Consider the following 25,555-nt stretch of genomic DNA (forward strand, 5'->3'; position numbering starts at 1 on the left):
GCAAGTTAAAATTAACCTCGCCATACTAACCCTATGAAAACACTCAAGCTACGCATCAAAGACAAACACGTAAACCAGCTAAACAAACTAGCTGGGAGTGTTAACTATGCGTGGAACTATATTAATGCGTTAAGCTTTGAGCATTTAAGACGCACAGGTAAGTACTTTTGGGCCTATGATTTAAGCCAATACACCAAAGGCAGTGGTGAGTATTTAGGCTTGCACTCGCAAACTTTGCAAGCCATCAACGAAACTCATGCCAAATCTCGTAAACAATTTAAAAAAGCCAAACTAAATTGGCGAACCAATCGTCCTGATGCCAAACGCAAAAGCCTAGGCTGGATACCCTTTAAAAAGTCTGCTATCAAGTATCTACGTAGCAGACAAACGGGCAAAAAGGCACTTAAATCAACCATACAGCTATCGCTCTGTAAAGGTCAAAAGCTTATCATAGACGTATTCGATAGCTACAATTTGTCTTTGTATCAAATTAATACGCTTAAGATAGTGCAAGACAGCCGTAATCGTTGGTATGCCTGTATTACCGTCAAAGATTTTCCTAGACAAGCAAGTGGCAAAGGCAGCGTTGGTATTGACTTAGGCTTAAAGCAGTCTGCTACCACCTCAAACGGTGACAAGCTGACAACCAAACAAACGCAAAAGTGGGCTAAAAAGCTTGCAATAGCTCAAAGAGCGAAAAACAAACAGCGAGTCAAAGCAATCCATGCCAAGATCAAAAACTCAAGATTAGATGCCATACACAAATTCACCACCCAATTAGTCAAGGATAATGCCTTAATTTTGGTTGGTGATATTAAATCACGCTCATTCACTAATTCGATGACCAACCTAGCTAAATCGACATACGATGCAGGATGGTTTGAACTTAAACGACAACTGGAATACAAATGCAAGCATGCAGGTTGTCAGCTTGAGATCGTAAATGAGAGTTACACTACCCAGACCTGCTCGTACTGCCGCCAAATAAGTGACAGTAGTCCGAAAGGTAGAGCAGGTCTTGGAATAAGAGGATGGAGGTGTGCTGAGTGTGGCACATGGCATGATAGAGATATCAATGCTGCTAAGAACATCCTTGCGGTCGGGCTTGACCGTCTAGCTGTAGCAATCCCCTCGGTTTAGCGAGGGGAGGAGGTCAAAGAAGAAAAAAGTTTTTTATTGATGCGCTGCCTTTACTCATTTATGAATTATATCAATCAAGACAGCTATCTGCGGGGCAAATGCTCAGGTAAGTAACAGCGTAAATAAGCCACTGAAGCCTTTATCGTTTCCTCACACATCTCAGCCGTGATTTCATCAAATTGCTTAAATGATAAGGCAAATATGCTATGAATAATGCCATAAACGATTAAGAACAAGTCATCTATATCCTCAAAACTAGACATATCATAGTAGTCTGATAATTTGCCCACAATCATACCGACCATGTTGATATCGATTCGTTCATCATAATCATGGTCCTGAAACTCAGGGGTATTTGCTCCGTACATCAATTTGTTCTTAGTCACATCGTTATTAAACACTTGCCCTGACTGTCTAATAACTTGAGCCAAATAGTCTTCCCAGCGCTTGAAATCATGCACTTCTATTTTTTCTAAGGCCTTAAAGGTTTCTATATAGCTTAAGAATCTTAGGGCCAAAAAGATAGATTCTACATTCGGAAAAAAGTGGTAAGCCGAAGCACGAGGGATGCCGGCTTTTTCACAAACATCGGCTAAGCTGATGTCCTGAATATCACGTGTTTCACTCAATTTTTTTGCTGCCATTAGCAGTTTTTGCCGGCGTGCCCGACCTTGCTTGCTGGTGTGCTTAAATTTATTTGGCACGATATTTTTTGCCAATTCAGAGTCAACGAGGACATCTTTAATCAAGTCGCTACTTCTTTCTGTCATAACACGCTCTAAGTCTCTTGGTAGGTGAATAAGACCACTAGTCTCTCATTGTGTATTTTATTGTAACACCCCAGTAAGTACAGGGTTATGCTATTTATACTCACACAAATGCCTACTATGACTTACTAAGCATAACGTTAATAATACGACATGAGGATCTATTCCACTGTTACTAACTATTTACAGTTATTTATCGTGGTTAAAGCAGTTTTATTTTTGCACGTACAATACCGTGGTCAGAATACCTGTCTTGATAGTCTTGCTTGAGATGATCATTAAAGTAATCAACCCGCTCCACCTCACCCAGTGAAAACTTACCATCGACCAAAAACTCCTCTGATACAAACAGCTGGTCGATTACCTCTGGCATGCCTTGGTATAGATGTGTATAAGCCACATCCCGCATCCAGCCATAACTGGTCTGTACGCGTGCAGCATCAAACAAAGCCACATCACGCATACTCTTATCATAAATCACTTCGCTGGTCTCAGCCAGTAGCTGAGTAGTCACACTATCAGTCACATCATTCATATCACCCAACAAGATGAGGGGATGACGAGTATTGTGCAGCTTATCAATCATAAATAATCTAAGTGCGGCTGCCTCTGCTGCACGCATGCATAAGCTTCTAAGCTTAGCCCGTACTCGCAGCAAGGGGTCATTGTAATCCTCAACTCGCCCGCCCGCTTCATCACGGATATACTGTGGACGCTTACTTTTTAGATGAGCAGTAATGACCGTAATCGGTTGACCGTAGACGTCTAAAGTCACGACCAAAGGTGGACGATTGAAGCTTTTATACAAGCCTTGGTCAGGAATATCCACCACAGCCAAAGGATCAAAATCGGTGAGCAATTGCCAGTCAATCACGTTGAATTTGGAAATAATACCCAGTGCAGGTGTGTCCTGTGCCCCTTTGCCTTTGGTTAATTGGCTCGAGGGCTCATTACTTGCCATGGGCGCCAGCACTTGTGACGGCTCAAATCCTAATTTTACTGCCAAGTCTTGTAATGCCTTTTCGTCCCACACTTCTTGAAATGCATAAATATCTGCTTTGGCATTTCGTAATAACTGATGCAATCCATTAAGCTTACGCTGATATTCACTCTGACTATAGGCGTCCATATTAGCGTAATAAGTGCGATTGGGCAGGGCAAAATTAAGCAGATTGCTGGTGGCAATATAAAAATTTTTGTCTTCTTTTTGGGTTTGATGCGGCGCCATACTTATTTTATCCTTTTTTTATTATTTCACTGCGTCACTTGTCGTAAGCGAGCTTTATTATGGGTTGTGGCCCTCCTCTTTTATAACATAACAGGGTGTAAGCCGTCTTGTGGTGCCCTGTAATATAAGTTGCAGATTATTGTAGAGTCTTGGTAATTGCTTTATGCCATTTATCCAGATGCGCCTCACGCTCATCAGCAGACATCATCGGCTCAAAGCTATGGTCTAAGTCCCAAGAGTCATCAATGGTGGTCTCATCATAAAGACCGGCTGTAATACCTGCCAGCAGCGCCACCCCTTTGGCGGTAATCTCAGTATCTTTGGGCCGTAATACTGGCACCCCAAGCATATCTGACTGAAACTGCATCAACAAATTATTATTAGCAGCACCGCCATCTACCCTTAACTCAGTCAATGGACTGGGGCTGTCTTTTTGCATGGCACTAAGCACGTCATACGTTTGAAAAGCAATGGATTCTAAAGCAGCTCGGGCAATATGTGCCTTAGTAGTACCACGGCTCATCCCTGAGATACTGGCGGTAATATCTGATCGCCAATAAGGGGCACCAAGGCCGGTAAAAGCAGGCACTAAGACCACCTCTTCACTGCTCGCAACCTCTTTTGCCAGCCGCTCAACATCTTCTGACTTGTTAAATAAACCTAAGTTGTCGCGCAGCCACTGCACAATGGCACCAGCCATAAATACCCCGCCCTCTAGCGCATAAGTTACCTCACGCTTGGCAGGGGTTAAGATACGCTGACCGGACTTAACCAGCTTAGATAATGAAGGATGCTCCATTTGATTGGTACGCAGCGCGGCAGTATCGACTCGGCGCTGCCAACCCACTGTGGTCAACAACTGATGCTGGCTCAGCTGCACCTCACTACCAATATTCATTAGCATAAAGCAGCCGGTACCATAAGTATTTTTGGCCATACCTGTTGAGATACAGCCTTGACCAAACAGCGCTGCCTGCTGATCTCCCAAGATAGCTTGAATTGGGATTTGCTTGGCAAACAGGCCTTTTTTTGTCTTGCCAAAGTCACCATCTGAGGGCAGCACTTTGGGTAAGATGTTTTTGTTAATACCAAATTTGGAGAGCAGCTCATTGGACCACTCAAGCTTATTGATATCGTACATCAAGGTGCGAGAAGCGTTGGTAATATCTATCACATGCTCACCACCCGTTAATTTAAACATAAGCCAACTGTCGATGGTGCCAACAGCCACTTCACCGCGCTGTGCTCTATCTTTTAGATTGGGGTGATTATCAAGCATCCATATAATTTTACTGGCGCTAAAATAAGGATCGAGACGCAGGCCGGTGATTGACTGCACGTACTGCTGCATGGTCATATCCTGCTTAGCTACACGCTGCTGCTGCATCTGCTGACACCAAGCATCAGAGCGCCTGTCTTGCCAAACAATGGCTGGGGCCAATGGATTGCCGGTACGCTTGTCCCAGATCACGATGGTTTCGCGCTGATTGGTAATCGCCAAACTGCTGATGTCTGTCGCCAGTAAGCCGGCTTGGTTGATGGCATCATGAGCACAGCTAATCTGAGTGTGCCAAATTTGCATAGCATCTTGCTCGACATACCCAAGCTTTGGGGTAAGCAGGGTGGTCGGCTTTTGTGATATCTTAATGGGCCGCGCCTGGTCATCATATATAATGGCACGACTTGAGGTGGTACCTTGATCCAATGCTAAAATGTAACCTGCCATGGGCTCTCTCCTAAGTACAATACTGGATGTCTAACTGTTATCCGCCAGACGCAACACATGTGTCTTGCTCATCATTTTATATAAATGGTAAAGCAAAAGGCACTATCTCATACATACCGCTACAAAAACGCTTGTAAAACCTGGTTAAGATAACGGCGCCCCAAAGCCGTCGGTTCGATCCAATCGGCCTTGGATACCAGTAAGCCTTGTTGCTTTAACTGGCGGATAATCGGCTCAATATCCATAGCGGCCAAGCCTGTTCTGGCTGTATACAGCGTTAAAGGCACACCTAAGCTTAAGCGCAGTACATTGAGCATAAACTCGCCGCTGAGCTCATCTACGGCGATAGGGGCACAGCCTACCATTTTGGGATATTCCTCATAACTTAGATAGTCTTTGGGCAGCCGAGTCTTACTAAAGCGGTAGATGCCTGGCTGCGTGATCCCCAAGGCCTCAATATCCTCCTTGATATCCGGCTGATCAAAGCTTTGTTGCCCGACAGTCACTTTGCCATGAGCACCGGCCCCAATCGCCAAATAATCTCCGAATTGCCAATAATTGATATTATGACGTGAGCCACTATCCGCCTCACTGACCCAAGCCGACACCTCATAATTGCGATAGCCAAGCTCAGTGAGCAGTGCACTACCCTGCTCTTCGATATCTGCCAATCTATCATCATCAGGCAATATCGGGGTATCTCGATAAAACACAGTATTAGGCTCAATGGTCAACTGATACCATGAGATGTGTGTCGCCCCTGCTTGATGCGCCATTTTAATATCGTACAAAGCTTCCTCAAGGGTTTGCTCTGGTAAACCATGCATAAGATCGATATTAATGCGTTTAAAACCGGCTTTTTTTGCCGCTTGCGTGGCACTTTGAGCTTGATTGGCACTGTGAATGCGTCCTAAAGCCGCAAGCTTACTATCCGAGAAGCTTTGTACCCCCATAGACAGCCGATTAATCCCCACTTCTAAATACTGCTCAAAGGGAGCATGCTCCAAGGTGCCTGGATTGGCCTCCATAGTGACTTCAATATCATCACTCATAGGCAGCACCTGCTTAAGGTGATCAAATAGGCGCCGATACTGAGTGATGGGCAGCAAAGATGGTGTCCCGCCCCCAATAAAGATAGAGCGAATGATTCGATTTTGCAGCAAAGGCAGCTGTGCATCGATATCCTTGATCAGCGCATCAACATAAAGCGCAAATAAATCACTGTCTATTGAATTACCTTGACGGTCTAAAGCTTTGGTGTCAACGCTTGGCAGGGTATGTGAATTAAAGTCGCAGTAAGGACACTTTTTGACACACCAAGGAATATGAATGTATAAAGCTAGTGGGATATCAGGAACATGAATTAAAGAGGACATAAAGATAAGGTCTTATACTCGCAGGCAGATAGTGGTATAGTCACGCCTTTATTGTTGTCAACAAGTCTCATTCTATAACTCACGCTTTGGGCCATAAAATGCAGCTGAGCTTCCAATAAAGGCAGTTAGCCATAAGACTCTTATTATACGTGCTCCTTGAGCAGATGATACAGTGATTGAGTGGCTGTCTTGATAATGAAGTACTCAGTGGTAAAATAGTACCCCACTCAAGCCACTTTACTGACTCAAAGTATTATCCAAGATGACCTGCCTTTTGGCAGGTTATTTATTTGCCTGATGTTAAAACTCTATATAAAAGGTGGCGCTGCATTGCTATCGCTATAAAAGCGTCTTCTTTTTGTCTCACTCTTTGGGCTGTCACCCTTATATTTAGAAGTTATGTTATGTTGTCTAATTTATCTTTTTCTGAGTTTAAACAGCACAGTTTACGCTTAGGTACCTTAGTTCTTCCCATCTTAATTACTCAGTTTTGTCAGGCAGCGTTAGGCGTGGTCGATGCGCTGATGGCCGGCGGCGTTTCTGCTCTAGACTTGGCAGCAGTGTCCATTGGCTCAGGTATTTGGCTGCCTTTGTTCTTGTTAGCCACAGGGACTTTGATTGCTACCACACCACTGATTGGCGAAAAGATGGGGGAAAAACTGCCCCATCACGTACCGCATATCACTCAGCAGTCCTTGTGGGCAGCATTATTTATTGGGGCCATTGGTCTGGTAGTGGTGTCCTTTACGCCTAATATTCTAGGCCCTATGGGCGTGCCAGCCGATATTCAGCCTAAGGCAGCGCAATATCTACGCTTCGTAGCCTGGGGCTTTCCTGCTATCGCCTGCTATGCGGTACTGCGCAGCTATTGTGAGGCGCTCGGTAGACCTGAGCCGGTCACTATTATCAGCTTAATTGGCTTATTTATTAATATTCCAATTAACTACATCTTTATCCACGGTTTATTTGGCATGCCAGAGCTTGGTGGCGCAGGCTGTGGTCTGGCTACCGCTTGTGTGCTGTGGATTAATGTCATCTTACTATCTATTTATTTGTTTTTCTCGAAGCACACAACCTTTGATGAGACCCGCTTCTTTTACAACTTTGCCAAACCTGATCGTCAGCAAATCGGTAAGCTGTTTCGCTTAGGTGTCCCCATTGGCATCTCAATATTTTTTGAGGCAAGTTTGTTTAGTCTGGCCTCTATCGTAATTAGCCCCTTGGGTGCAGTGGCTGTGGCCTCTCACCAAGTGGCACTGGCGGTGACCTCGCAGCTGTTTATGATTCCGATGTCAGTGGCGATGGGTCTTACCATTATGGTCTCTAATCGCTATGGCGAGAAAAACTGGCTGGCCTTACAGCAAGTGCAGCGCACGGGACTGATTTGGACCGTGGGTATCGCGTTGGTGAGTATGCTTGGGGTATGGTTGTTCCGTGAGAACTTAGCCGATGCCTTTACCGATAATCCGGCCGTAAAAGCACAAGCGATGTATTTATTGCTATTTGCCATTGCCTATCAATTGGTAGATGGATGGCAGGTCAACATAGCGGGTATCTTACGTGGTATGCAAGACACACAAGTGCCGATGTGGATCACTTTATTTTGTTATTGGCTGGTGGCTTTACCATTAGGAACCTATTTGGTTCGTTATACCGACACAGGTGCACAAGGATTTTGGATGGCATTGGTCACTGGCCTGAGTTTATCTTCGGTGTTATTGACATTAAGGCTAATTTATCGTCAGCGCCAAGTTTTGAGCATACCTGCGCGCTAGCCCTTTAAATATAAGGGCTGTATCAACCCGATTTAAATACTTATAGACAAAAATATGTCTGAAAATTCACAAGATTGGTCACAATTTGTTAATTTTTGCAGAAATAAACGATTTGTGACTCTTCAGGCATGAAAAAATTTGTTACAATATAGTTTACATTATAAGAAAACCGGTAGGGAACCGTATGGAAATTCAGAAAATTCGTACGCTCATCGAGCTAATGGAAGAAAAAGACCTTGTTAATCTTGAGATTAAAACAGGCGATGACAGTGTTAGCTTAACTCGACACTATAATACTCCAATGCCCTCTATGATGGCGGCCAGTCCAACTTTTATGCCAGAATCGCAGCCTGAGGTGGTGCATTCAGGTAGTATTGAAACCTCACCTATGGTAGGCGTGTTTTATGCCGCACCAAGCCCAAATGATCCACCTTTTGTGACCCCTGGTCAAAAAGTTCAAGCTGGGGACACCTTGGGCATCATTGAAGCAATGAAAATTATGAACCCACTTGAGGCCACTCAAAGTGGTATCGTGGATGCCATCTTGGTGGAAAATGGTGATGTGGTTCAGTTTGGCCAACCCGTAATCCGTTATAGAAACTAATATATAGGCACCTTGATGATAAAAAAATTGCTTATCGCCAACCGTGGCGAAATTGCTTTACGCATCGTCCGTGCCTGCAAACAGCTGGGCATTAAAACGGTAGGGGTTTATTCTACTGCCGATGAGGATTTGATGCACTTACGGTTTGTGGATGAGGCCATCTGTATTGGAAAACCCAATGCCAACCAAAGCTACTTGAATATCAATGCGATTATTACTGCCGCAGAGATTACAGGCAGTGATGCCATTCATCCCGGCTACGGCTTCTTGGCAGAAAATGCTGAATTTGCAGAGAGCATTGAGGATGCGGGCATTATATTTGTCGGCCCCCACCCCGATCACATCCGCTTAATGGGCAATAAAGTCTCCGCCATTAATGCCATGAAACAGGCTGGGGTACCTACGGTGCCAGGTTCAGTGGGCACAGTCACTTTAAATAACGCTGAAGAGCAGGCGAAAAATATCGGCTTTCCATTGTTGATTAAAGCAGCTGCCGGTGGTGGTGGTCGAGGCATGCGCATTGTTGAGCGCTTCGATCAGCTTAATGAACAAGTACAAGCTGCCAAGCAAGAGGCAGAACTGTGGTTTGGTGATGACAGCGTCTATATGGAGCGTTATCTGCAAAATCCACGCCACATCGAAGTTCAAGTCTTAGGGGATGGCAATGGTAATGCTATTCACTTATATGACCGTGACTGCTCACTGCAGCGTCGTCATCAAAAAGTGTTAGAGGAAGCCCCTGCTCCAGATATCCCAGATGACATTCGTGAACCCATTTTACAGGCGTGTGTTAAGGCGTGTGAAACCATTGGCTATCGCGGTGCAGGCACGTTTGAATTCTTGTTTGAGGACGGTGAATTCTTCTTTATCGAGATGAACACCAGGGTTCAGGTAGAGCACCCAATTACTGAGATGGTCACCGGTGTGGATGTGGTGGTAGAACAGCTAAGAATTGCTGCAGGCTATGGCCTATCGTATCGTCAAAGCGATATCAGCGTTCATGGTCATGCTATTGAATGCCGTATAAATGCCGAGGACCCCAAAACCTTTGCCCCCTCACCTGGTAAGATTACCCAGTATTTCACGCCTAGTGGGGCCGGGGTCCGCTTTGACTCTCATTTGTACCCCAATTATGAGATTCCCTCGTACTATGACTCACTTATTGGCAAGCTTATCTGCCATGGTCAGACTCGAGAACAGGCCATTGCTAAGACGCTTCATGCCCTTGATGAGCTAATCATCGAAGGCATCAAGACCAACATTCCTATGCACCGTGATCTGATTTTAAAAGATCCCGATTTTGCCTCACGTGCCCAAAATATTCATTATTTAGAAAAATGTCTATTAATGCCAAAGGCTGAATAGCACAGCATAGGCTGTTTGGTTACTTATATTAATGATATAAACATAAAAAAAGCAGAAGTGATATCACTTCTGCTTTTTTGGTGTTAACCGTCACTAATCGATTAAGACAAGTCACGACCACGGCTGGCTTCGATAGACAGACGCAGACCATTTAGGCGGATGAAGCCCTCTGCATCTTTTTGATCATACGCACCTGCATCATCTTCAAAAGTCGCAATCTTCTCATCGAATAAAGAATAAGGAGACTTGCGGCCCACAACGCTGACATTACCTTTATATAGCTTAACGCGCACTGTACCGGTCACATATTCTTGCGACTTATCGATCAAGGCTTGTAGCATTTGACGCTCTGGGCTAAACCAGTAACCGTTATAAATGATTTTTGCATAACGAGGCATAAGCTCATCTTTTAAATGTGCCGCTTCACGGTCTAGGGTCAATGATTCCATACCACGGTGCGCTTTTAGCATAATGGTACCTGCTGGCGTCTCATAACAGCCGCGAGACTTCATACCCACGTAACGGTTTTCTACGATATCTAGGCGGCCAATACCATGCTTACCACCCAGCTCATTTAACTTAATCATTACCTCATAAGGCTCTAATTTTTCGCCATTGATGGCCACGATATCGCCTTTTTCGTACTCAAGCTCTAGATATTCTGGTGTATCTGGTGCTTGCTCTGGGCTTACTGACCAGCGCCACATATCATCTTCAGCTTCCGCATAAGGGTCTTCTAAGATATCGCCTTCATAAGAGATGTGCAGTAAGTTGGCATCCATTGAATAAGGAGATTTTTTCTTATTGGCGGCAAAGTCGATAGGAATGTTATGCTCTTTGGCATAGGCCATTAAGCTTTCACGGCTGGATAAATCCCACTCACGCCAAGGGGCAATCGTTTTTACATCAGGCGCCAGTGCAATGGCACCCAGCTCAAATCTCACCTGATCATTACCTTTACCGGTAGCACCATGGCTGATGGCATCGGCATTGTGCTCTTTGGCAATCTCAACCAAGCGCTTGGCAATTAAAGGACGTGCGATAGAAGTACCTAGCAGATACTCACCTTCATAAATGGCATTGGCACGAAACATAGGGAACACATAGTCACGCGCAAACTCAGCTCGCAGATCTTCGATATGTATGTGCTTAATACCCATGGCTTCAGCCTTAGCACGAGCAGGCTCTACCTCTTCACCCTGGCCAATGTCTGCGGTAAATGTGATTACTTCTGCATCATAAGTATCTTGTAACCACTTGGCGATGATCGAAGTATCTAGACCGCCTGAGTATGCCAAAACAATTTTATTAATATTGTCTTTGTTTTCTATCGACATAATGCATCCTTTATTGAGTACGTTTTAAGTGAGTATTGATTAAATATTAAGTGCCTCTAGCACTTATAACGCTAAATCTAATCGCCAACCTTGGTATAAGCCAAATTTGCCCTTATCATCTAAGCCCGTAAAGCGTGGTCAGGCTTAAATCTGGCAGCTTATTGCTTTTATATCTGTTTAAATGACCGATTTTAAATCAGCAGCTCTACAACGCAAACTGCCTTAAACCACTGCGCCCATTCAACATTTCAGTTTACACTATTTAATTGAGCAACAAAAGCTGAGTAGCCCGTATTTACCACTTAATTCAAACAGCTTGGGGGCAATATTGCGCATATTTGGTCATGGATAAATGTGCTGATGGCCGAATTTATCAGCAAAACCTGTTATCATTAGCCTATCAGATGCGGCTTGAAAACTGGCGTATAAAAACCTTACTGATTCGCTTAGGCCTATCAAAAACCCAATGATGGCGACAAAGCCAAGTCAGGCTGCATGCTTACCTACCCTATTAAATAACGACGGCGATAACTTATGACTCATAATACTGCCCCCACCACTGCGGATACCTCTGACACTGCGGCTGCGACACAAGAGGTCCGTCACATTACGCTAACTCGCCCAGATGATTGGCACATCCACCTGCGTGATGGACTATCACTGAGTACCACAGTGGCCCATGCGGCGGCTCATTTTAGCCGAGTTATTTGTATGCCAAACCTTGTGCCACCCGTAAAAAATACTGAGCAAGCCTTGGCTTATCGCAGCCGTATCATGCAGGCATTGGCCCACGCGGATATTGATGACACTGCCAAACGCGCTTTTGATCCACGTATGACCTTATATTTAACCGACAGCACCACTGCCGAAGACATCAAGCAGGCCTCAGAGTCAGGTATGATTCAGGCCGTTAAGTTATATCCTGCAGGTGCTACGACTAACTCAGCCGATGGTGTCACCAACTTAGGCGGCCGCAGTGCGGTATTTGAAGCGATGCAAAAGTACAAACTGCCTTTATTAATCCATGGTGAGGTTACCGATGCACACGTCGACATCTTTGATCGTGAAAAGCAGTTTGTCGATACCACTTTGAGCAACTTGGTGCGTCAATTTCCTGAATTAAAAATTGTGGTTGAACACATTACCACAGGCGATGCAGCAGACTTTGTGCTGTCACAAAGTGCACTGGTGGCTGCCACCATTACCCCTCAACATTTGTTATTTAACCGAAACCATCTGCTGGTAGGCGGGGTAAAGCCGCATTTTTATTGTCTGCCAATCTTAAAGCGTCAGCAGCATCAGCAAGTACTGCTTGATGTGGCGACCAGTGGTAACCCTAAATTCTTCTTAGGTACAGACTCAGCGCCGCATGCCACCAATGCCAAAGAAAATGCTTGTGGCTGCGCAGGCTGCTATTCGGCATCTATTGCACTGCCTTTATATGCGACCGCCTTTGATAGTGTTGGCAAAATTGATCGTTTAGAGGGATTTGCCAGCCATTTTGGTGCCCAGTTTTATGGCCTACCCCTCAATGACAGCACCATTACCTTAGTCAATGAGCCCATGACTGTGCCACAAAGCTACCCATATCTTGACACGCAAAGCCTGACGCCCTTAATGGCCGGTGAGACCCTACCTTGGTCTATCAAAAGCTAATAGATAAGAGAGTAGATGGCCTTATTTTTGAGTTGCTTAATTTTTTATTTACTTAATATGTGATTTTTGATTTATGACTGATTTAACTGTACTGGCAGATGATGAGCAAAATGGGTTGAACGATAATCAAGCAGAGCCCAGAACGTGTAGCAATACCTCCACCAATGAAAACAGCTCGGATGCCACCTCAGATCATGGCAATGGTCTAGCAAAGCAGCCGGTATTAAAGATGGTGGAGCGTTTTCGCAAATTTTTACCCGTGGTGGTGGATGTCGAAACCGCCGGCTTTAATGCGGCAACGGATGCGTTATTAGAGATTGCCTGTATCCCTATTGTGATGGATGATGAAGGCAAATTTGTCCCAGGTGAGCCGCTAAGCGCCCACCTAAATCCTTTTGAGGGTGCAAACTTAGAGCAGCGGGCATTAGATTTTACCGGTATTGATCCTAATAATCCGATGCGTAAAGCCATTGCTGAAGAAGAGCAGCCTGCGCTGCGCCGTATTTTTAAAGAGCTAAAAGCGGTACGAAAAGATAACGACTGTTTAAAATGTATTTTGGTGGGTCATAATGCTCACTTTGATCTGTCCTTTTTAAACGCCGCCATTGAGCGTACCAACAGCAAAAACCACAACCCTTTTCACCAGTTCTCTGTACTCGATACGGTGACTCTATCAGCGCTTGCCTTTGGTCAAACGGTATTGGCGCGCGCCTGTAGAGCAGCTGGTATTGAATTTGATGGCTCTGAAGCTCACTCAGCACTGTATGACACTCAAAAAACCGCAGAGCTTTTTTGCAAAATCTTAAACCATTATTCGATGATGCCCATTAGCTTACCTGAAGACAACACAACCGATGAGCAATCAGGAGTAGAGTTGGTTAATAAAGATGATGGTTAGAATGAGGGTGACTGATTCAATTCTATAACTGTCATGTGAAGACAGTGGCTGTAACGACTGTCTTACTTTAAGGCAATTACAGTTAAGGAATGACTATGCAATCAACTCAAATTATCTGGGTAACTATTGTCAGCTACATGCTCTTAGCAGTGACGATATCGTTCATCACCAGTTTATGGATAAGATATCATTTAAGACGTCCCACCGTGTTTCCACACTGCTTATTGACAGACAGACCGATGCGCAGCACCTATTGCTTACTAACCGATAAGCCGATTGTGCGCTCTTTTTGTCTGCTTTCAGAAAGGCCCGATAAATAATCATACTTTTTTTAAAAAACATGTTGACACATCGAGGCGATATCATTAGAATACGCTCCACTTCGACATTAACGGTGAAAGCGGTCGAAGTGGTCTGTGTCCCGTTCGTCTAGAGGCCTAGGACCCCGCCCTTTCACGGCGGTAACAGGGGTTCGAATCCCCTACGGGATACCACTATTTTGTGATATCTAGTAAGCATTATCCGGTTGATAAATGCTGACACCAAAAAGCCAAACTCGCAAGGGTTTGGCTTTTTTTATGGCTGTTATTGTGCCATCCAGTTGGCTCATTTTAATAACCTGTGATTGGTTTTGGTTTTTTTTGCTATTTTCAAAAAAATATGTTGACACATGGAGTTGATATCATTAAAATACGCCCCACTTCGACATTAACGGTGAAAGCGGTCGAAGTGGTCTGTGTCCCGTTCGTCTAGAGGCCTAGGACCCCGCCCTTTCACGGCGGTAACAGGGGTTCGAATCCCCTACGGGATACCACTATTTTGTGATATCTAGTAAGCATTATCCGATTGATAATACTTACACCAAAAAGCCAAACTCGAAAGAGTTTGGCTTTTTTTATGGCTGTTATTTTAATGGTTTTTAAGCGGTTGACTCATCGCTTTATTGGCCTAATGACTGGCCAATATACGCTCAATTAAGCTTAAATCTTCAGGATAAGTCAGTTTTATATTTTGATGGTTACCCTGTACAATCTGGATAGCATGCCCCATCAGCTCAAAAGCACTGGCTTCATCGGTAATCATCAAATCACGTTTGGCCACCTGCGTTAATACCTCGCGTAATTTGCCGGCACGGAACACTTGGGGGGTCTGAGCCTGCCATAGCTGACTGCGGTCCACTGTGGCCTCAATACGACCATTTAAACCCACTTTTTTGATGGTATCAGCCACAGGTACGCCTAAGATAGCGCCAGAAGAGTGATTATGTGCAGCGGCAATCACAGCATCTATGTGCTGCGCCATGACACAAGGGCGAGCTGCATCATGAATTAAGATCAAATCTTCACAATCAGCGCCTGCTTCAAAAATGGCCTCCACCCCAGATTGGACAGATTGCCAGCGCTCAGCGCCCCCTGTAGCAAAGGTGATGGGTAGACTAAAAGATAGGGTTTGTGCCACAGTGTCATCGGCGGCTATCACCAAAAACACCTCTGTTATATGCTCACTGCGACTAAGCGCCAATACGCTTTGTTGAAGAATGGTCTTGCCATGCACCGGCGTATATTGCTTGGCTATTGTAGAGCCAAACCGGCTCCCCTTTCCCGCAGCCACAATAAGGCCATACACTTTAGGCTTCTTAAGTGTAGCGCCACAGTAAGCGTTGGTTGAATCAGTTAAGGGGGTATCGAGATAAGCGTCAGATGCGGTCATTATCGAGCTGCCTAAGGAATACTTTCAATGGCGTCATCAGGGTTGATAGGCGGTGTGGGCTGAGTGGTATGGGTCACTGGTGCGGTAGATAACTGCACGAAGGTTTCGCCAGGCTTAATCAGGCCTAAGTCTAATCGTGCATGCTCTTCTACGGCTTCAAGACCATTTTTTAGGTCATTTACATCGGCCAGTAGTACCTTGTTCTCATCCACTTTTTGATCATTAAGCTGCTGCTGTACTTGTATATCTGCATGCAGTTTGTCTAATTCAGCGCGTCCACTTTTACCCAGCCAATATTGATATTGCAAACCCAGCAATACGGCCACTGCAATTAAAAACAACATGAATTGGCTAAAATATTTCATAGGACGACTTATGTTAATTCCAAAATAGTACGCATTAAGATAGCGACTATTGGCTAAAAAATAAAGAAAAGAGGGCTAAGGTTAATAAAAAAAACCATCCCAGCAATAATTGAAAAACACCAAACAACCAGACTGCCCAGCCTTAAATCACAGGCCAAGCAGTCTGGTTGAGTTATCTGAGTAGATAGCAACTAGCCACGTAGGCCGATGAACTCTTCACCGCCACGATAGCTGGCACGAACTTGCTGCTCAATACGCAGTAACTGGTTATATTTAGCGACGCGGTCTGAGCGGCACAGTGAACCGGTTTTGATTTGACCTGCTGCGGTACCGACTGCTAAATCAGCAATGGTGCTGTCTTCAGTTTCACCAGAGCGGTGTGAAATAACGGTCGCATAACCATTTTTCTTAGCTAAGTAGATGGCATCTAAGGTTTCTGACAACGTACCGATTTGGTTGAATTTAATCAAAATGGCATTGGCGATTTGTTTATCGATACCTTCTTGCAAGATGGCTGGGTTGGTTACAAATAAATCATCACCTACCAGCTGTACTTTTTTGCCAAGCTTGCTGGTTAAATACGCCCAACCTTCCCAATCTGACTCATCTAAGCCATCTTCAATTGAGATGATAGGATATTGCTCAGTTAATTTTACTAAGTAATCTGAGAAGCCTTGGCTGTCAAAGGTTTTGTTGCCCTCACCGGCTAAGATGTACTGACCATTTTTGTAAAACTCACTGGCAGCACAGTCAAGCGCTAAGTGGATGTCTTTGCCCGCTTTGTAGCCTGCTTGCTCAATGGCCTGCATGATAACGGTGATGGCCTCTTCATTGGTGCGTAGGTTAGGTGCAAAGCCACCTTCATCACCCACAGCTGTGTTTAGGCCTTGTGATTTTAGGACAGACTTTAGACTATGGAAAATCTCAACACCTGCACGTAGCGCCTCTGAGAAGCTGCTAAAACCTGTCGGCTCAATCATAAACTCTTGGATGTCTACAGTGTTGTCTGCGTGCTCACCGCCGTTTAAGATATTCATCATAGGTACCGGCATGGTCAATGAAGTTTGGCCACGAAGGTTTGCGATGTACTGATGTAGCGGTAGGTTTTGTGAGATGGCCGCCGCTTTCGCTGTCGCTAAAGAAACTGCCAGCATCGCGTTAGCGCCTAGATGATCTTTATTGGCTGTGCCATCAAGCTCGATTAATATGTTATCAATGCCTTGCTGGTCTGTGGCATCGCTTTCAAGTAATGCGCTTCTGATTTGGCTATTCACATTAGCAACAGCTTTGGTCACGCCTTTACCTAAGTAACGTGATTTATCACCATCACGTAATTCTAAAGCTTCACGAGAGCCTGTAGAGGCACCACTGGGCGCTGCAGCACGGCCCATAGAGCCATCTGCCAAAATAACATCCGCTTCAATAGTTGGGTTGCCGCGTGAATCCAAAATCTCACGAGCACGAATGTCTTGAATTTCAACTGCGTTAGTAATATTTTCTGCGTACATAGCGTCTACAAGCCTCTTTGATTGAGTTATAAAAGATAAGTTTTGAGCCGATTACGGGGCAATTATAAGCAAGAAAAAGCCATCATAGCTTCAAACTTGCCTGCGCTTAGAATCAAAACCTAGTCTCAAAAACAGTTAAAAACACCAATATTTTTAACGTCAATTTTTGCAACAAATAAGTTGCGCCATCATAGCATAAAATGGCAAATTCTTGGATGCCAAAGCCTATCCAGCGCTCATTATACTTTATATCGGGTCAAACGTAACGCATTCATTAGCACCGAGATTGAGCTGAGCGCCATGGCTGCAGCCGCTATCATAGGGTTTAACAATCCAAAGGCGGCTAAGGGAATACCTAGACAATTATAAATAAAGGCAAAAAACAGATTTTGCTTGATATTACGCACTGTGGCTTGGGCAATATCTACCCCAGAATGCACCTGCATAATAGAGTGGCCCATCAAGCGCGCAGAAGCACTGTGTTTGGCCACCTCTGTGCCATCCAGCATGGCGAAGCTGGCATAAGCGGTGGCCATAGCAGGCGCATCATTTACCCCATCTCCGACCATCGCCACTTTATGACCAAGCTGTTGGTAATTCTCAATCCACTGAGACTTATCACGGGGTTTAAGATCGCCATGTGCCACTATAATGCCCAGCTGCTCAGCCACATGACTGACAACAGTAGGCTTATCGCCACTTAATAGCACCACCTCTAGCCCATTAGCTTTTAGCGTCTGTACCGCCTCTAAGCTCTCAGGTTTTAACTCATCGGCTAAAGCGAATATACCCAGCGGCATATCCTCCACACTCACTGCTATGGTACTGGCAATCACCCATGCTTTGGGCAGCTGCTTAGGTAGTTTTAGCCCCGTAAATTCAGCCGTACCTACTTTAACCAAGCCAAAACCTTCTACATTGGCCTGAATACCCATACCGGCCACCACATCGACTTGGCTGGCCGCCAAAAGCGTGATACCCCTCTCAGCTGCAGCATTGACCACGGCGGTCGCAAGGGGGTGGCTGGCGTGGGCCTCGACACTGGCCGCCAGTTGCAGCACATCATCACTATTAATCTGATTGTTAACCATCATAGAGGCGACAATATGCGGCTTGCCTTTGGTTAAAGTCCCCGTTTTATCAAAGACGACGGTGTCAATACTACCGGCCACCTCCAAGCTTTGCGCATCTTTGAACCATACCCCATTGCGCGCGGCAACGCCCATACCCGCCATAATCGCTGCTGGTGTAGCAAGCCCTAACGCACAAGGGCAAGCAATCACAAGCACAGAGACTGCGTGCAAAACTGCCTTATCCATTGCCCCAGTCAGCCACCAAGTCAGCCCAAAGGTCACCAGCGCAATCATCACCACCACAGGGACGAATACCGCAGCCACTTTATCGGCAAGACGTGCCAAGTCCGCTTTACTGCCTTGCGCCTCACTTAATGCCTTGACCATATCGCTCAATTGGGTCTCGCTACCGGTAGCAGTCACCTGATAATTTAAGCTACCATTATCTATCATGGCACCTGCCAGCACCTTATCGCCCACTTTTTTACTCACAGGTACCGATTCACCAGTTAAATGGCTCTCATCACACCAGCCTTCACCAGATACCACGATGCCATCGGTGGCCACACGAGCGCCTTGCTTAGCGCGCAGCACATCCCCTTTGTGTACCTGCGCTAAGCTTACTTGCTCAAAAGTGGTGTCTGTGTCAGTTGACTTTGATCCAACCCGTCTTTCAACGGTAGTCGGTGTCAGCTCAAGCAGCATATTAATACTATTTAAGCTGTGCTTTTTGGTACGCTGCTCTAAGTATTTGCCCAATTTTACAAAGGCAATAATCATCACTCCCGCTTCAAAATACACGGGAATATGGGCGGTATGTGAATGCAAAATATCCGCCCAGCTTAGCGTAAAGCTGCTGCTATCTGCCAGATTTACCCCTAAGCTATCAAACCAGATATAAGTCGAATATGCCCAAATGGTAAAGGTGCCTATCACCACCAGCACATCCATATTGGCCAATCCGCCTTTTATAGACGCCCAAGCACTGCGATAAAACGGCCCTGCCAGCCCAAATTGCACCAAAGTGGCCAGCACAAATTGCAGCCACAAAGGCGGCATCCAGTGCATGCCTTGACCTACTAGCATACCGGCCATACCAATCAAAAATGGAATCATGCACAACCAAATCAGTAGCAAGCGCCAGTCCATCGCTTGTTCAATGGGCTGTGGTATCTGATTGTCAATCATAGGCCGCGCTGTAAATCCGGTCTTACCGACCCACTCAGTGATTTGATCAATACTGGCCTGATTGGGGTGATACGCTACGTTTAAAGTCTCTCCGGCAAAACTGACACTGGCAGACTCAATGGCAGGCTTCTTATTTAGCACCTTTTCAATTCGAGTGGCACAGGCCTGACATGACATGCCCTCAATTTGAAACTGTGTTTTCGCCAAGTCATCCCTTGGCGGCTCATTCATAGGGCTATGGGTGGTATCGGTATTGACAGAAGAGGTAGATTTAGACGTATCGAGGACGTGCGGAGTAGACATAAGGGGTACCACATTTTGGTTAAAAACAGTTATCTAAAGCCTGAAGGAGGTTTGGTATCAGTATCTTAGTTATGGCTTTAGTATATAGATTATAACGTACAGTACTATCATATAAGAGATTAAAAAAAGCCAGCATCACTGCTGACTTTTTAGGTAACGGGCATCAGTCAAAACAAAATCTGGCGCAAGTATGACAAGGATTATCTAGCCACTGTGGCATCAAAACCGGCATCTTCGATGGCTTCTAGCACCGACTCAATTGAGGTGACCTCATTATCGAAGCTCACCACTGCTTGATTGGCTGCCAAATCCACATCAATGCTTTGCACAGCCGATAACTGACTGACGGCGCCCTCGACACTTTTTACACAGCCACCACAGGTCATGCCCTCGATATGAATAGTCGTTGTCTCTAGACTCATTTTATACTCCTTTTATGGTTATCTTTACCCCAATCGTTAGTTAATGGCTATCAGCAGTTAACTGTTATCAGGTATCAGGATTTTGCGGCGCCCCTTCGGGGAAAGGCTGAGTGACGTAATCTACCATAGAAAGCGCTGCTTCAATGGCATGACTGGATGTTTTAGTATCTTCAAACTCAACCCTACCACTCTGGCTATCCGGCAATAGCTCAGCGGCCACTACCCCATCAATATTTTTTAATGCGGTCATCAAACTGTCGATGCCATAGTCATCATCGATGTTTTTTATACTAAACTGCACCTGTTGTCTTGCCATAACCGGTATCCTTTTTTACATCGCCCTAAAGCTATAGGTTTGATTAATGAGTGTCTAACACACTAAAGCCTTTCACCAAGTCATCAATCTGTTTTAACTGTGATAAAAAGGCTTCTAATTGGCTCATTCTCAGCGCACAAGGGCCATCACATTTGGCCACTTCAGGCTCAGGATGTGCCTCTAAGAATAGCCCTGCAAGCCCAGTGGCCATACCTGCACGTGCCAGCGTGGTAATCTGCTCGCGGCGTCCACCGGCACTGTCACTGCGCGCACCTGGCTGTTGTAAGCTGTGTGTCACATCAAAGAACACCGGCACATCCATCTGTTTCATAGTATCAAAGCCAAGCATATCTACCACTAGGTTATTGTAACCAAAAGCTGTGCCTCGCTCGCATAAGATAATCTTATCGTTACCTGCTTCTAGACACTTATTAATGATATGGCGCATTTCGTGAGGGGCTAAGAACTGTGCCTTTTTGATATTAATAATTGCCCCTGTTTTGGCCATAGCTTGTACCAAATCAGTCTGACGACTCAAAAACGCTGGCAATTGAATAACATCTGCCACCTCTGCCACAGGCTCGGCTTGATACGGCTCATGTACATCTGTGATGATGGGCACATTGTATTTTTCTTTGATTTGACCCAGCCAGTCCACCCCTTTTTCTAAGCCGGGTCCACGGTAAGAGTTTAAGCTTGAGCGGTTGGCCTTATCGAAGCTGGCTTTGAACACATAGCCGATACCCAAACGATTACAGATATCGATATAACCTTCTGCAATTTCAAAGGCCAGCTCCTTGGATTCTAATACGTTCATACCACCGAACAACACAAAAGGCTGATCATTGCCAATGGTCATGTCGTTTAACTGAAGATGCGATTGTGCTTGAGTTAATGCCGTCATAAGGGACTCTTTTTATTTTATGAAAGGGACGAATAAAGGGTTGTTACCAAGCTGCATGGTATCCCCATAGCGTAGGTTACCCATAGCGTAGCAAATACAAACCTTGAATACAAAAAGGGTGATAAAATTAAGTATAAAATACCTGCCAATAAAAAAGAGGTCGGGATAACCAAACCTCTTTTTTTATATAACGCTTAGAGCATCACTGTCAGCTATAGACAGCTTGGCGCTGCCTTAGATATTTTGATGGTCAATGGCTGCTTTTACAAAGCTTGCAAACAAAGGATGACCTTCGCGTGGCGAGCTGGTAAATTCTGGGTGGAATTGCACCCCGATAAACCAAGGATGATCCGCAATCTCTACCGACTCGACCAAATGCTGCTTGGCAGAATAACCTGAGATGCTCATACCTGCCTGCTCTAATGGCTCAATATAACGATTATTCATCTCATAGCGATGGCGATGACGCTCAGTAATTAACTTAGCACCATAGATTTGATGTAGTTTTGAACCCTCTACCAACTCAGCTTTTTGGCTACCCAAACGCATGGTACCCCCTAAGTCTGAATCATCAGTGCGAACTTGCAACTCACCTTTTTCATCCAACCACTCAGTGATTAAACCAATAATAGGCTCAGCCGCTTTACGATTAAACTCTGTAGAATCCGCCTCTAGACCAAGCACATTGGTGGCATATTCGATAACCGCCAACTGCATACCCAGACAGATGCCCAAATAAGGCACTTTGTTCTCACGAGCAAATTTAATGGCGCGCATTTTACCCAATTTGCCACGCTCACCAAAGCCGCCTGGTACTAAGATAGAATCTGCTTGCTCCAAACGTGCTAACAGGCTGTCATCCGTCTCTAAGGCTTCGGCATCTACATAATCAATCTCAACTTGGGTTTTGTGAGTGATACCTGCATGCAATAAAGCTTCGTTAATTGACTTATAAGCATCTGGTAATTCAACATATTTACCAACGATGGCAACCGTCACTTTGCCTTGGGCATTTAGCAGACCATCTACTACCTTATCCCAATCTGACAAATCAGCTTCTGGCGCATCAATACCAAAGCGCTCACAAATGATGTCATCTAAATCTTGCTCATATAAGGTGCGAGGAATCTGATAAATGGTGTCGGCATCTTCACAAGTAATGACCGCGCGCTCTTCTACATTGGTAAATAGTGCAATCTTGCGACGGTTCTCTTCACCAATCGCATGTTCAGAGCGGCAAATCAACACATCAGGCTGCAAGCCAATTGAACGCAGCTCTTTTACTGAATGCTGAGTGGGCTTAGTCTTGGTTTCACCAGCACTTGAGATATAAGGCACTAACGTTAGGTGCATAAGCATAGCACGGTTGCGACCTAACTCCACTTGCATCTGACGTACCGCTTCCATGAAAGGTAGCGACTCAATATCACCCACAGTACCGCCAATCTCGATAATGGCAATATCATGGCCTTCACCACTGGCATGAATGCGGTGTTTAATCTCATCAGTAATATGCGGAATAACCTGTACAGTACCGCCTAGGTAATCACCACGGCGCTCTTTATTTAATACGGTTTGGTAGATACGGCCACTGGTAAAGTTATTGGTTTTACTCATTTTTGAGTGGCGTAAAAAGCGCTCGTAATACCCTAGGTCTAAATCAGTCTCAGCCCCATCTTCAGTAACGAATACTTCACCGTGCTGAAACGGGCTCATGGTGCCTGGGTCAACGTTGATGTACGGATCCATTTTGGTCATGGTCACTTTTAAACCACGCGCTTCCAAAACGGCCGCTAAAGAGGCTGCGGTAATACCTTTACCTAGTGAGGACACAACCCCACCAGTCACAAATATAAATTTAGTCATAAGAATCAGTCGGCAGTTGGTAAAAGGGGATTTTACTAAATTTGAGGGCGAATTTATAGGGTTGACTTTGTATTTAGTTTACGCTTAGAGCGATTTGACCCTATCCAGCATCAGCTTTTTATTATTCAAATAGAAGCAGCTGTCTATATGGGGGCTTATTGTTATAGCACAATGGGACAGCTCAGCTTTATCTATGTATAACGCTGAATCTCCCATAAGATGTCGCCTTTGATGATAAGCTCTGGCCATTAAGCTCAACACCACACAACAAAAAAACTCACCCCCGAAAGGATGAGTTTTTGGAAGAATCAGATTCTAATTAAATTAGAATAAGTATTCTAGACCACCACCAACTGCGATTACATCAGCATCATGGTTATCAGTTTCAGCTGAGTTAATACCAGCGTATGCGTGAGCAATGATGTTGTTGCGGTATGAGTACTTACCACCAATCACAACTTGATCAGAATCAAAGTTATTGATACCACCTAGGTTGTCAGTCTTGTCATACTGGATGTATGCAACAGCTGGGTGAGCGAAGTTGCTTAGAGCCCACTCAGCGCTTACGATCATACCTTTTTCTTTCTTATCAGCGCCGTCAAAATCAGCTACTTGATATAGTGCACCTAAAGTTACAGGTACGCTGCCGAATTTAGCTAAATCAACGCTTGCAGTACCACGAGTTAGATCACCCAATTGGCTCATATCTTTATCGTATGCAATACCTGCAGTGATACCAGTGCCAGCGTCATACATTAATGATGCGCCAAAACCACTGTCGCTGCTTTCAAAGCTTTCGTCAGCACCGTACATTAGAGCAAGCTCTAGTGGTAAGTTGTTGTATTTAGGTGCAATCCACACGATAGAGTTGTTGATACGAGTACCGTCAGATAGCGTTAGAGCATTGATTAAGTCATCAGCAGTGTTATCTGTTCTGCTTACATCAGCGCTTAGAGTGCTTGCACCGATGTTATCGAAGAAACCTTCGGTACGGTAAATGTTGTTTACATAGTCAATTACTGAGAAGTTACGACCTACACGGAATTCACCGAAGTCTTTGTTTTTCAAACCAAGGTAAGTATCACGGCTTTTTAGTTCTCTATCTTCACCGTCTACACGTAGACCATACTCTAACTGGTACGTTACGTCAGTGTTTGCTGTTACTGCTTCAGAACCTTTAAGACCTAGCTTTGAACCAGTAGAGTTGATTTGAACAGTGTCTTCATCGATATCTGAATTAGGTGCATCTCTATCGATTTCAGCATTTACATAATCAGCTGTAAGGAACGCTTTACCATAAACAGTTGGTGCAGCATTAGCAGCAGATACAGATAGAGCAGCAACAGCTGATGCTAAAAGTAGTTTTTTCATGGGGTAGATCTCCACTTTACAATTTTAGTTATGGGCTGCCCTAGTCAGCTAACGCCCAATATGTTCAAAGATTTCTAACTTAATTACAGTATCCAATATTCGGAAATGCATTGTTTAGAACTGGATTAAATATCAGTATGGCAATAAAGTGTGACAAAACTGTTAAAGTAAGTAACTTAAGTCCTAATTATTTAAGCAACTTCCCTATTCAAGAAGCTAACAACGGATAAGCTTCTGTTACATCACTCACCAAACTCATACCTCATTTATAAGCATATCAACTTTGAAATAATTTGCAACATTTATTTGTGGATTTTATTGACACAATTTAGCTACTAATTAAATTAAGTTGTTGAAATAAAAAACAATAATAACCCTAAATAATTTGTTAAGCAGGTATTTATAAGCTAGGTATAGGTTTATTTTTACCTCTAATCGGTCAGTTTTTGACTAAAATTCAGGTCATATAAGCCTAAAGCTGTACAGAATATGGGTTTACAAATGTTCTATTTTAGAGTTGAACAACTTATTGGTTACTATTTTTTAGGATAAATAAACAAAGTATGTCTCTAAATATGACCAGCTTATGCCGAGTATGTCGTGATATATAGTAAAGATCAAAACAAATATGACTACTTTTGTATTAGATAAATTAAG

General features: G+C 44.5%; 20 protein-coding genes and 2 tRNA genes. 8 read left to right on the plus strand and 14 right to left on the minus strand.

Translation table 11 applies throughout. The annotated features are described in order from the left end of the window. Positions 1–33 precede the first annotated feature (33 nt). A complete protein-coding gene (locus DLE54_RS07660) occupies positions 34–1,140 on the plus strand; it encodes an RNA-guided endonuclease InsQ/TnpB family protein (protein ID WP_110816772.1) in 1,107 nt (368 codons plus the stop codon). An 83-nt stretch (positions 1,141–1,223) separates the two neighbouring features. On the opposite strand, the gene DLE54_RS07665 is transcribed toward DLE54_RS07660, so the two are convergent. The 4 genes from DLE54_RS07665 to hemW all read right to left on the minus strand — a co-directional run bounded on the left by DLE54_RS07665 (position 1,224) and on the right by hemW (position 6,237). Then, positions 1,224–1,910 (minus strand): TetR/AcrR family transcriptional regulator, encoded by a 687-nt coding sequence (locus tag DLE54_RS07665; RefSeq protein WP_110816773.1) that lies wholly within the window; start codon positions 1,908–1,910, stop codon positions 1,224–1,226. 199 nt (positions 1,911–2,109) lie between these two features. Continuing rightward, the gene (locus tag DLE54_RS07670) at positions 2,110–3,135 is read right to left on the minus strand and encodes an endonuclease/exonuclease/phosphatase family protein (RefSeq protein ID WP_110816774.1); all 1,026 of its coding nucleotides are present in this window, start codon (positions 3,133–3,135) and stop codon (positions 2,110–2,112) included. Positions 3,136–3,271: 136 nt separating this feature from the next. Continuing rightward, a complete protein-coding gene (gene glpK, locus DLE54_RS07675; protein ID WP_110816775.1) occupies positions 3,272–4,861 on the minus strand; it encodes a glycerol kinase GlpK in 1,590 nt (529 codons plus the stop codon). A gap of 119 nt (positions 4,862–4,980) precedes the next feature. Further along, a complete protein-coding gene (gene hemW, locus DLE54_RS07680) occupies positions 4,981–6,237 on the minus strand; it encodes a radical SAM family heme chaperone HemW (RefSeq protein WP_110816776.1) in 1,257 nt (418 codons plus the stop codon). 404 nt (positions 6,238–6,641) lie between these two features. On the opposite strand from hemW, the gene DLE54_RS07685 reads away from it, so the two are divergent. The 3 genes from DLE54_RS07685 (at position 6,642) to accC (ending at position 9,981) form a co-directional block, all read left to right on the plus strand. After that, on the plus strand, positions 6,642–8,012 hold the full coding sequence (locus tag DLE54_RS07685; protein WP_011960874.1) for an MATE family efflux transporter: 1,371 nt from the start codon (positions 6,642–6,644) through the stop codon (positions 8,010–8,012). Positions 8,013–8,196: 184 nt separating this feature from the next. Then, positions 8,197–8,616: an acetyl-CoA carboxylase biotin carboxyl carrier protein gene (accB, locus tag DLE54_RS07690; protein WP_011960875.1), complete on the plus strand. Its 420-nt coding sequence runs from the start codon at positions 8,197–8,199 to the stop codon at positions 8,614–8,616. Between the two features lie 15 nt (positions 8,617–8,631). Continuing rightward, positions 8,632–9,981: an acetyl-CoA carboxylase biotin carboxylase subunit gene (gene accC / locus DLE54_RS07695; protein WP_110816777.1), complete on the plus strand. Its 1,350-nt coding sequence runs from the start codon at positions 8,632–8,634 to the stop codon at positions 9,979–9,981. Between the two features lie 101 nt (positions 9,982–10,082). Here the strand turns inward: accC and DLE54_RS07700 are convergent, their stop codons facing one another. Next, positions 10,083–11,318, minus strand: coding sequence for an argininosuccinate synthase (locus DLE54_RS07700; RefSeq protein WP_011960877.1), 1,236 nt, complete (start codon positions 11,316–11,318; stop codon positions 10,083–10,085). 534 nt (positions 11,319–11,852) lie between these two features. On the opposite strand from DLE54_RS07700, the gene pyrC reads away from it, so the two are divergent. From pyrC to DLE54_RS07720, 4 genes are all read left to right on the plus strand, one after another. Next, a complete protein-coding gene (gene pyrC, locus DLE54_RS07705) occupies positions 11,853–12,974 on the plus strand; it encodes a dihydroorotase (RefSeq protein WP_227535030.1) in 1,122 nt (373 codons plus the stop codon). 229 nt (positions 12,975–13,203) lie between these two features. After that, complete coding sequence (rnt, locus tag DLE54_RS07710) at positions 13,204–13,872, plus strand: ribonuclease T (RefSeq protein WP_049751092.1); 669 nt, start codon at positions 13,204–13,206, stop codon at positions 13,870–13,872. Between the two features lie 418 nt (positions 13,873–14,290). Beyond that, a tRNA-Glu gene (locus tag DLE54_RS07715) sits at positions 14,291–14,366 on the plus strand. A 244-nt stretch (positions 14,367–14,610) separates the two neighbouring features. After that, a tRNA-Glu gene (locus DLE54_RS07720) sits at positions 14,611–14,686 on the plus strand. 134 nt (positions 14,687–14,820) lie between these two features. Here DLE54_RS07720 and ispD read toward each other — a convergent pair. The 9 genes from ispD to DLE54_RS07765 form a co-directional block, all read right to left on the minus strand. Beyond that, positions 14,821–15,582: a 2-C-methyl-D-erythritol 4-phosphate cytidylyltransferase gene (gene ispD / locus DLE54_RS07725; protein ID WP_110816779.1), complete on the minus strand. Its 762-nt coding sequence runs from the start codon at positions 15,580–15,582 to the stop codon at positions 14,821–14,823. 11 nt (positions 15,583–15,593) lie between these two features. Then, positions 15,594–15,947 (minus strand): septum formation initiator family protein, encoded by a 354-nt coding sequence (locus tag DLE54_RS07730; protein WP_011960881.1) that lies wholly within the window; start codon positions 15,945–15,947, stop codon positions 15,594–15,596. A gap of 191 nt (positions 15,948–16,138) precedes the next feature. Beyond that, positions 16,139–17,455: a phosphopyruvate hydratase gene (gene eno, locus DLE54_RS07735; RefSeq protein WP_011960882.1), complete on the minus strand. Its 1,317-nt coding sequence runs from the start codon at positions 17,453–17,455 to the stop codon at positions 16,139–16,141. 239 nt (positions 17,456–17,694) lie between these two features. After that, positions 17,695–20,019 carry a heavy metal translocating P-type ATPase gene (locus DLE54_RS07740; protein ID WP_413775357.1) on the minus strand — a complete coding sequence of 775 codons (2,325 nt, stop codon included), beginning with the start codon at positions 20,017–20,019 and terminating at the stop codon, positions 17,695–17,697. Between the two features lie 200 nt (positions 20,020–20,219). Continuing rightward, complete coding sequence (locus tag DLE54_RS07745; RefSeq protein WP_110816781.1) at positions 20,220–20,441, minus strand: heavy-metal-associated domain-containing protein; 222 nt, start codon at positions 20,439–20,441, stop codon at positions 20,220–20,222. Positions 20,442–20,508: 67 nt separating this feature from the next. Further along, positions 20,509–20,757 carry a heavy-metal-associated domain-containing protein gene (locus tag DLE54_RS07750; RefSeq protein ID WP_011960885.1) on the minus strand — a complete coding sequence of 83 codons (249 nt, stop codon included), beginning with the start codon at positions 20,755–20,757 and terminating at the stop codon, positions 20,509–20,511. Positions 20,758–20,800: 43 nt separating this feature from the next. Further along, on the minus strand, positions 20,801–21,661 hold the full coding sequence (gene kdsA, locus DLE54_RS07755) for a 3-deoxy-8-phosphooctulonate synthase (RefSeq protein ID WP_110816782.1): 861 nt from the start codon (positions 21,659–21,661) through the stop codon (positions 20,801–20,803). A gap of 234 nt (positions 21,662–21,895) precedes the next feature. Further along, complete coding sequence (locus DLE54_RS07760) at positions 21,896–23,527, minus strand: CTP synthase (protein WP_110816783.1); 1,632 nt, start codon at positions 23,525–23,527, stop codon at positions 21,896–21,898. Between the two features lie 324 nt (positions 23,528–23,851). Then, positions 23,852–24,898, minus strand: coding sequence for a porin (locus DLE54_RS07765; protein ID WP_110816784.1), 1,047 nt, complete (start codon positions 24,896–24,898; stop codon positions 23,852–23,854). Positions 24,899–25,555: the final 657 nt, after the last annotated feature.

The organism is Psychrobacter sp. YP14 (genome assembly GCF_003209315.1).
Lineage (GTDB): Bacteria > Pseudomonadota > Gammaproteobacteria > Pseudomonadales > Moraxellaceae > Psychrobacter > Psychrobacter raelei.

Excerpts from the sequence above, each read along its gene's own strand:
- DLE54_RS07660 (WP_110816772.1), top strand. The coding sequence starts at position 34 with ATGAAAACACTCAAGCTACGCATCAAAGACAAACACGTAAACCAGCTA.
- DLE54_RS07665 (WP_110816773.1), bottom strand. The coding sequence starts at position 1,910 with ATGACAGAAAGAAGTAGCGACTTGATTAAAGATGTCCTCGTTGACTCT.
- DLE54_RS07670 (WP_110816774.1), bottom strand. The coding sequence starts at position 3,135 with ATGGCGCCGCATCAAACCCAAAAAGAAGACAAAAATTTTTATATTGCC.
- glpK (WP_110816775.1), bottom strand. The coding sequence starts at position 4,861 with ATGGCAGGTTACATTTTAGCATTGGATCAAGGTACCACCTCAAGTCGT.
- hemW (WP_110816776.1), bottom strand. The coding sequence starts at position 6,237 with ATGTCCTCTTTAATTCATGTTCCTGATATCCCACTAGCTTTATACATT.
- DLE54_RS07685 (WP_011960874.1), top strand. The coding sequence starts at position 6,642 with ATGTTGTCTAATTTATCTTTTTCTGAGTTTAAACAGCACAGTTTACGC.
- accB (WP_011960875.1), top strand. The coding sequence starts at position 8,197 with ATGGAAATTCAGAAAATTCGTACGCTCATCGAGCTAATGGAAGAAAAA.
- accC (WP_110816777.1), top strand. The coding sequence starts at position 8,632 with ATGATAAAAAAATTGCTTATCGCCAACCGTGGCGAAATTGCTTTACGC.
- DLE54_RS07700 (WP_011960877.1), bottom strand. The coding sequence starts at position 11,318 with ATGTCGATAGAAAACAAAGACAATATTAATAAAATTGTTTTGGCATAC.
- pyrC (WP_227535030.1), top strand. The coding sequence starts at position 11,853 with ATGACTCATAATACTGCCCCCACCACTGCGGATACCTCTGACACTGCG.
- rnt (WP_049751092.1), top strand. The coding sequence starts at position 13,204 with ATGGTGGAGCGTTTTCGCAAATTTTTACCCGTGGTGGTGGATGTCGAA.
- ispD (WP_110816779.1), bottom strand. The coding sequence starts at position 15,582 with ATGACCGCATCTGACGCTTATCTCGATACCCCCTTAACTGATTCAACC.
- DLE54_RS07730 (WP_011960881.1), bottom strand. The coding sequence starts at position 15,947 with ATGAAATATTTTAGCCAATTCATGTTGTTTTTAATTGCAGTGGCCGTA.
- eno (WP_011960882.1), bottom strand. The coding sequence starts at position 17,455 with ATGTACGCAGAAAATATTACTAACGCAGTTGAAATTCAAGACATTCGT.
- DLE54_RS07740 (WP_413775357.1), bottom strand. The coding sequence starts at position 20,019 with ATGTCTACTCCGCACGTCCTCGATACGTCTAAATCTACCTCTTCTGTC.
- DLE54_RS07745 (WP_110816781.1), bottom strand. The coding sequence starts at position 20,441 with ATGAGTCTAGAGACAACGACTATTCATATCGAGGGCATGACCTGTGGT.
- DLE54_RS07750 (WP_011960885.1), bottom strand. The coding sequence starts at position 20,757 with ATGGCAAGACAACAGGTGCAGTTTAGTATAAAAAACATCGATGATGAC.
- kdsA (WP_110816782.1), bottom strand. The coding sequence starts at position 21,661 with ATGACGGCATTAACTCAAGCACAATCGCATCTTCAGTTAAACGACATG.
- DLE54_RS07760 (WP_110816783.1), bottom strand. The coding sequence starts at position 23,527 with ATGACTAAATTTATATTTGTGACTGGTGGGGTTGTGTCCTCACTAGGT.
- DLE54_RS07765 (WP_110816784.1), bottom strand. The coding sequence starts at position 24,898 with ATGAAAAAACTACTTTTAGCATCAGCTGTTGCTGCTCTATCTGTATCT.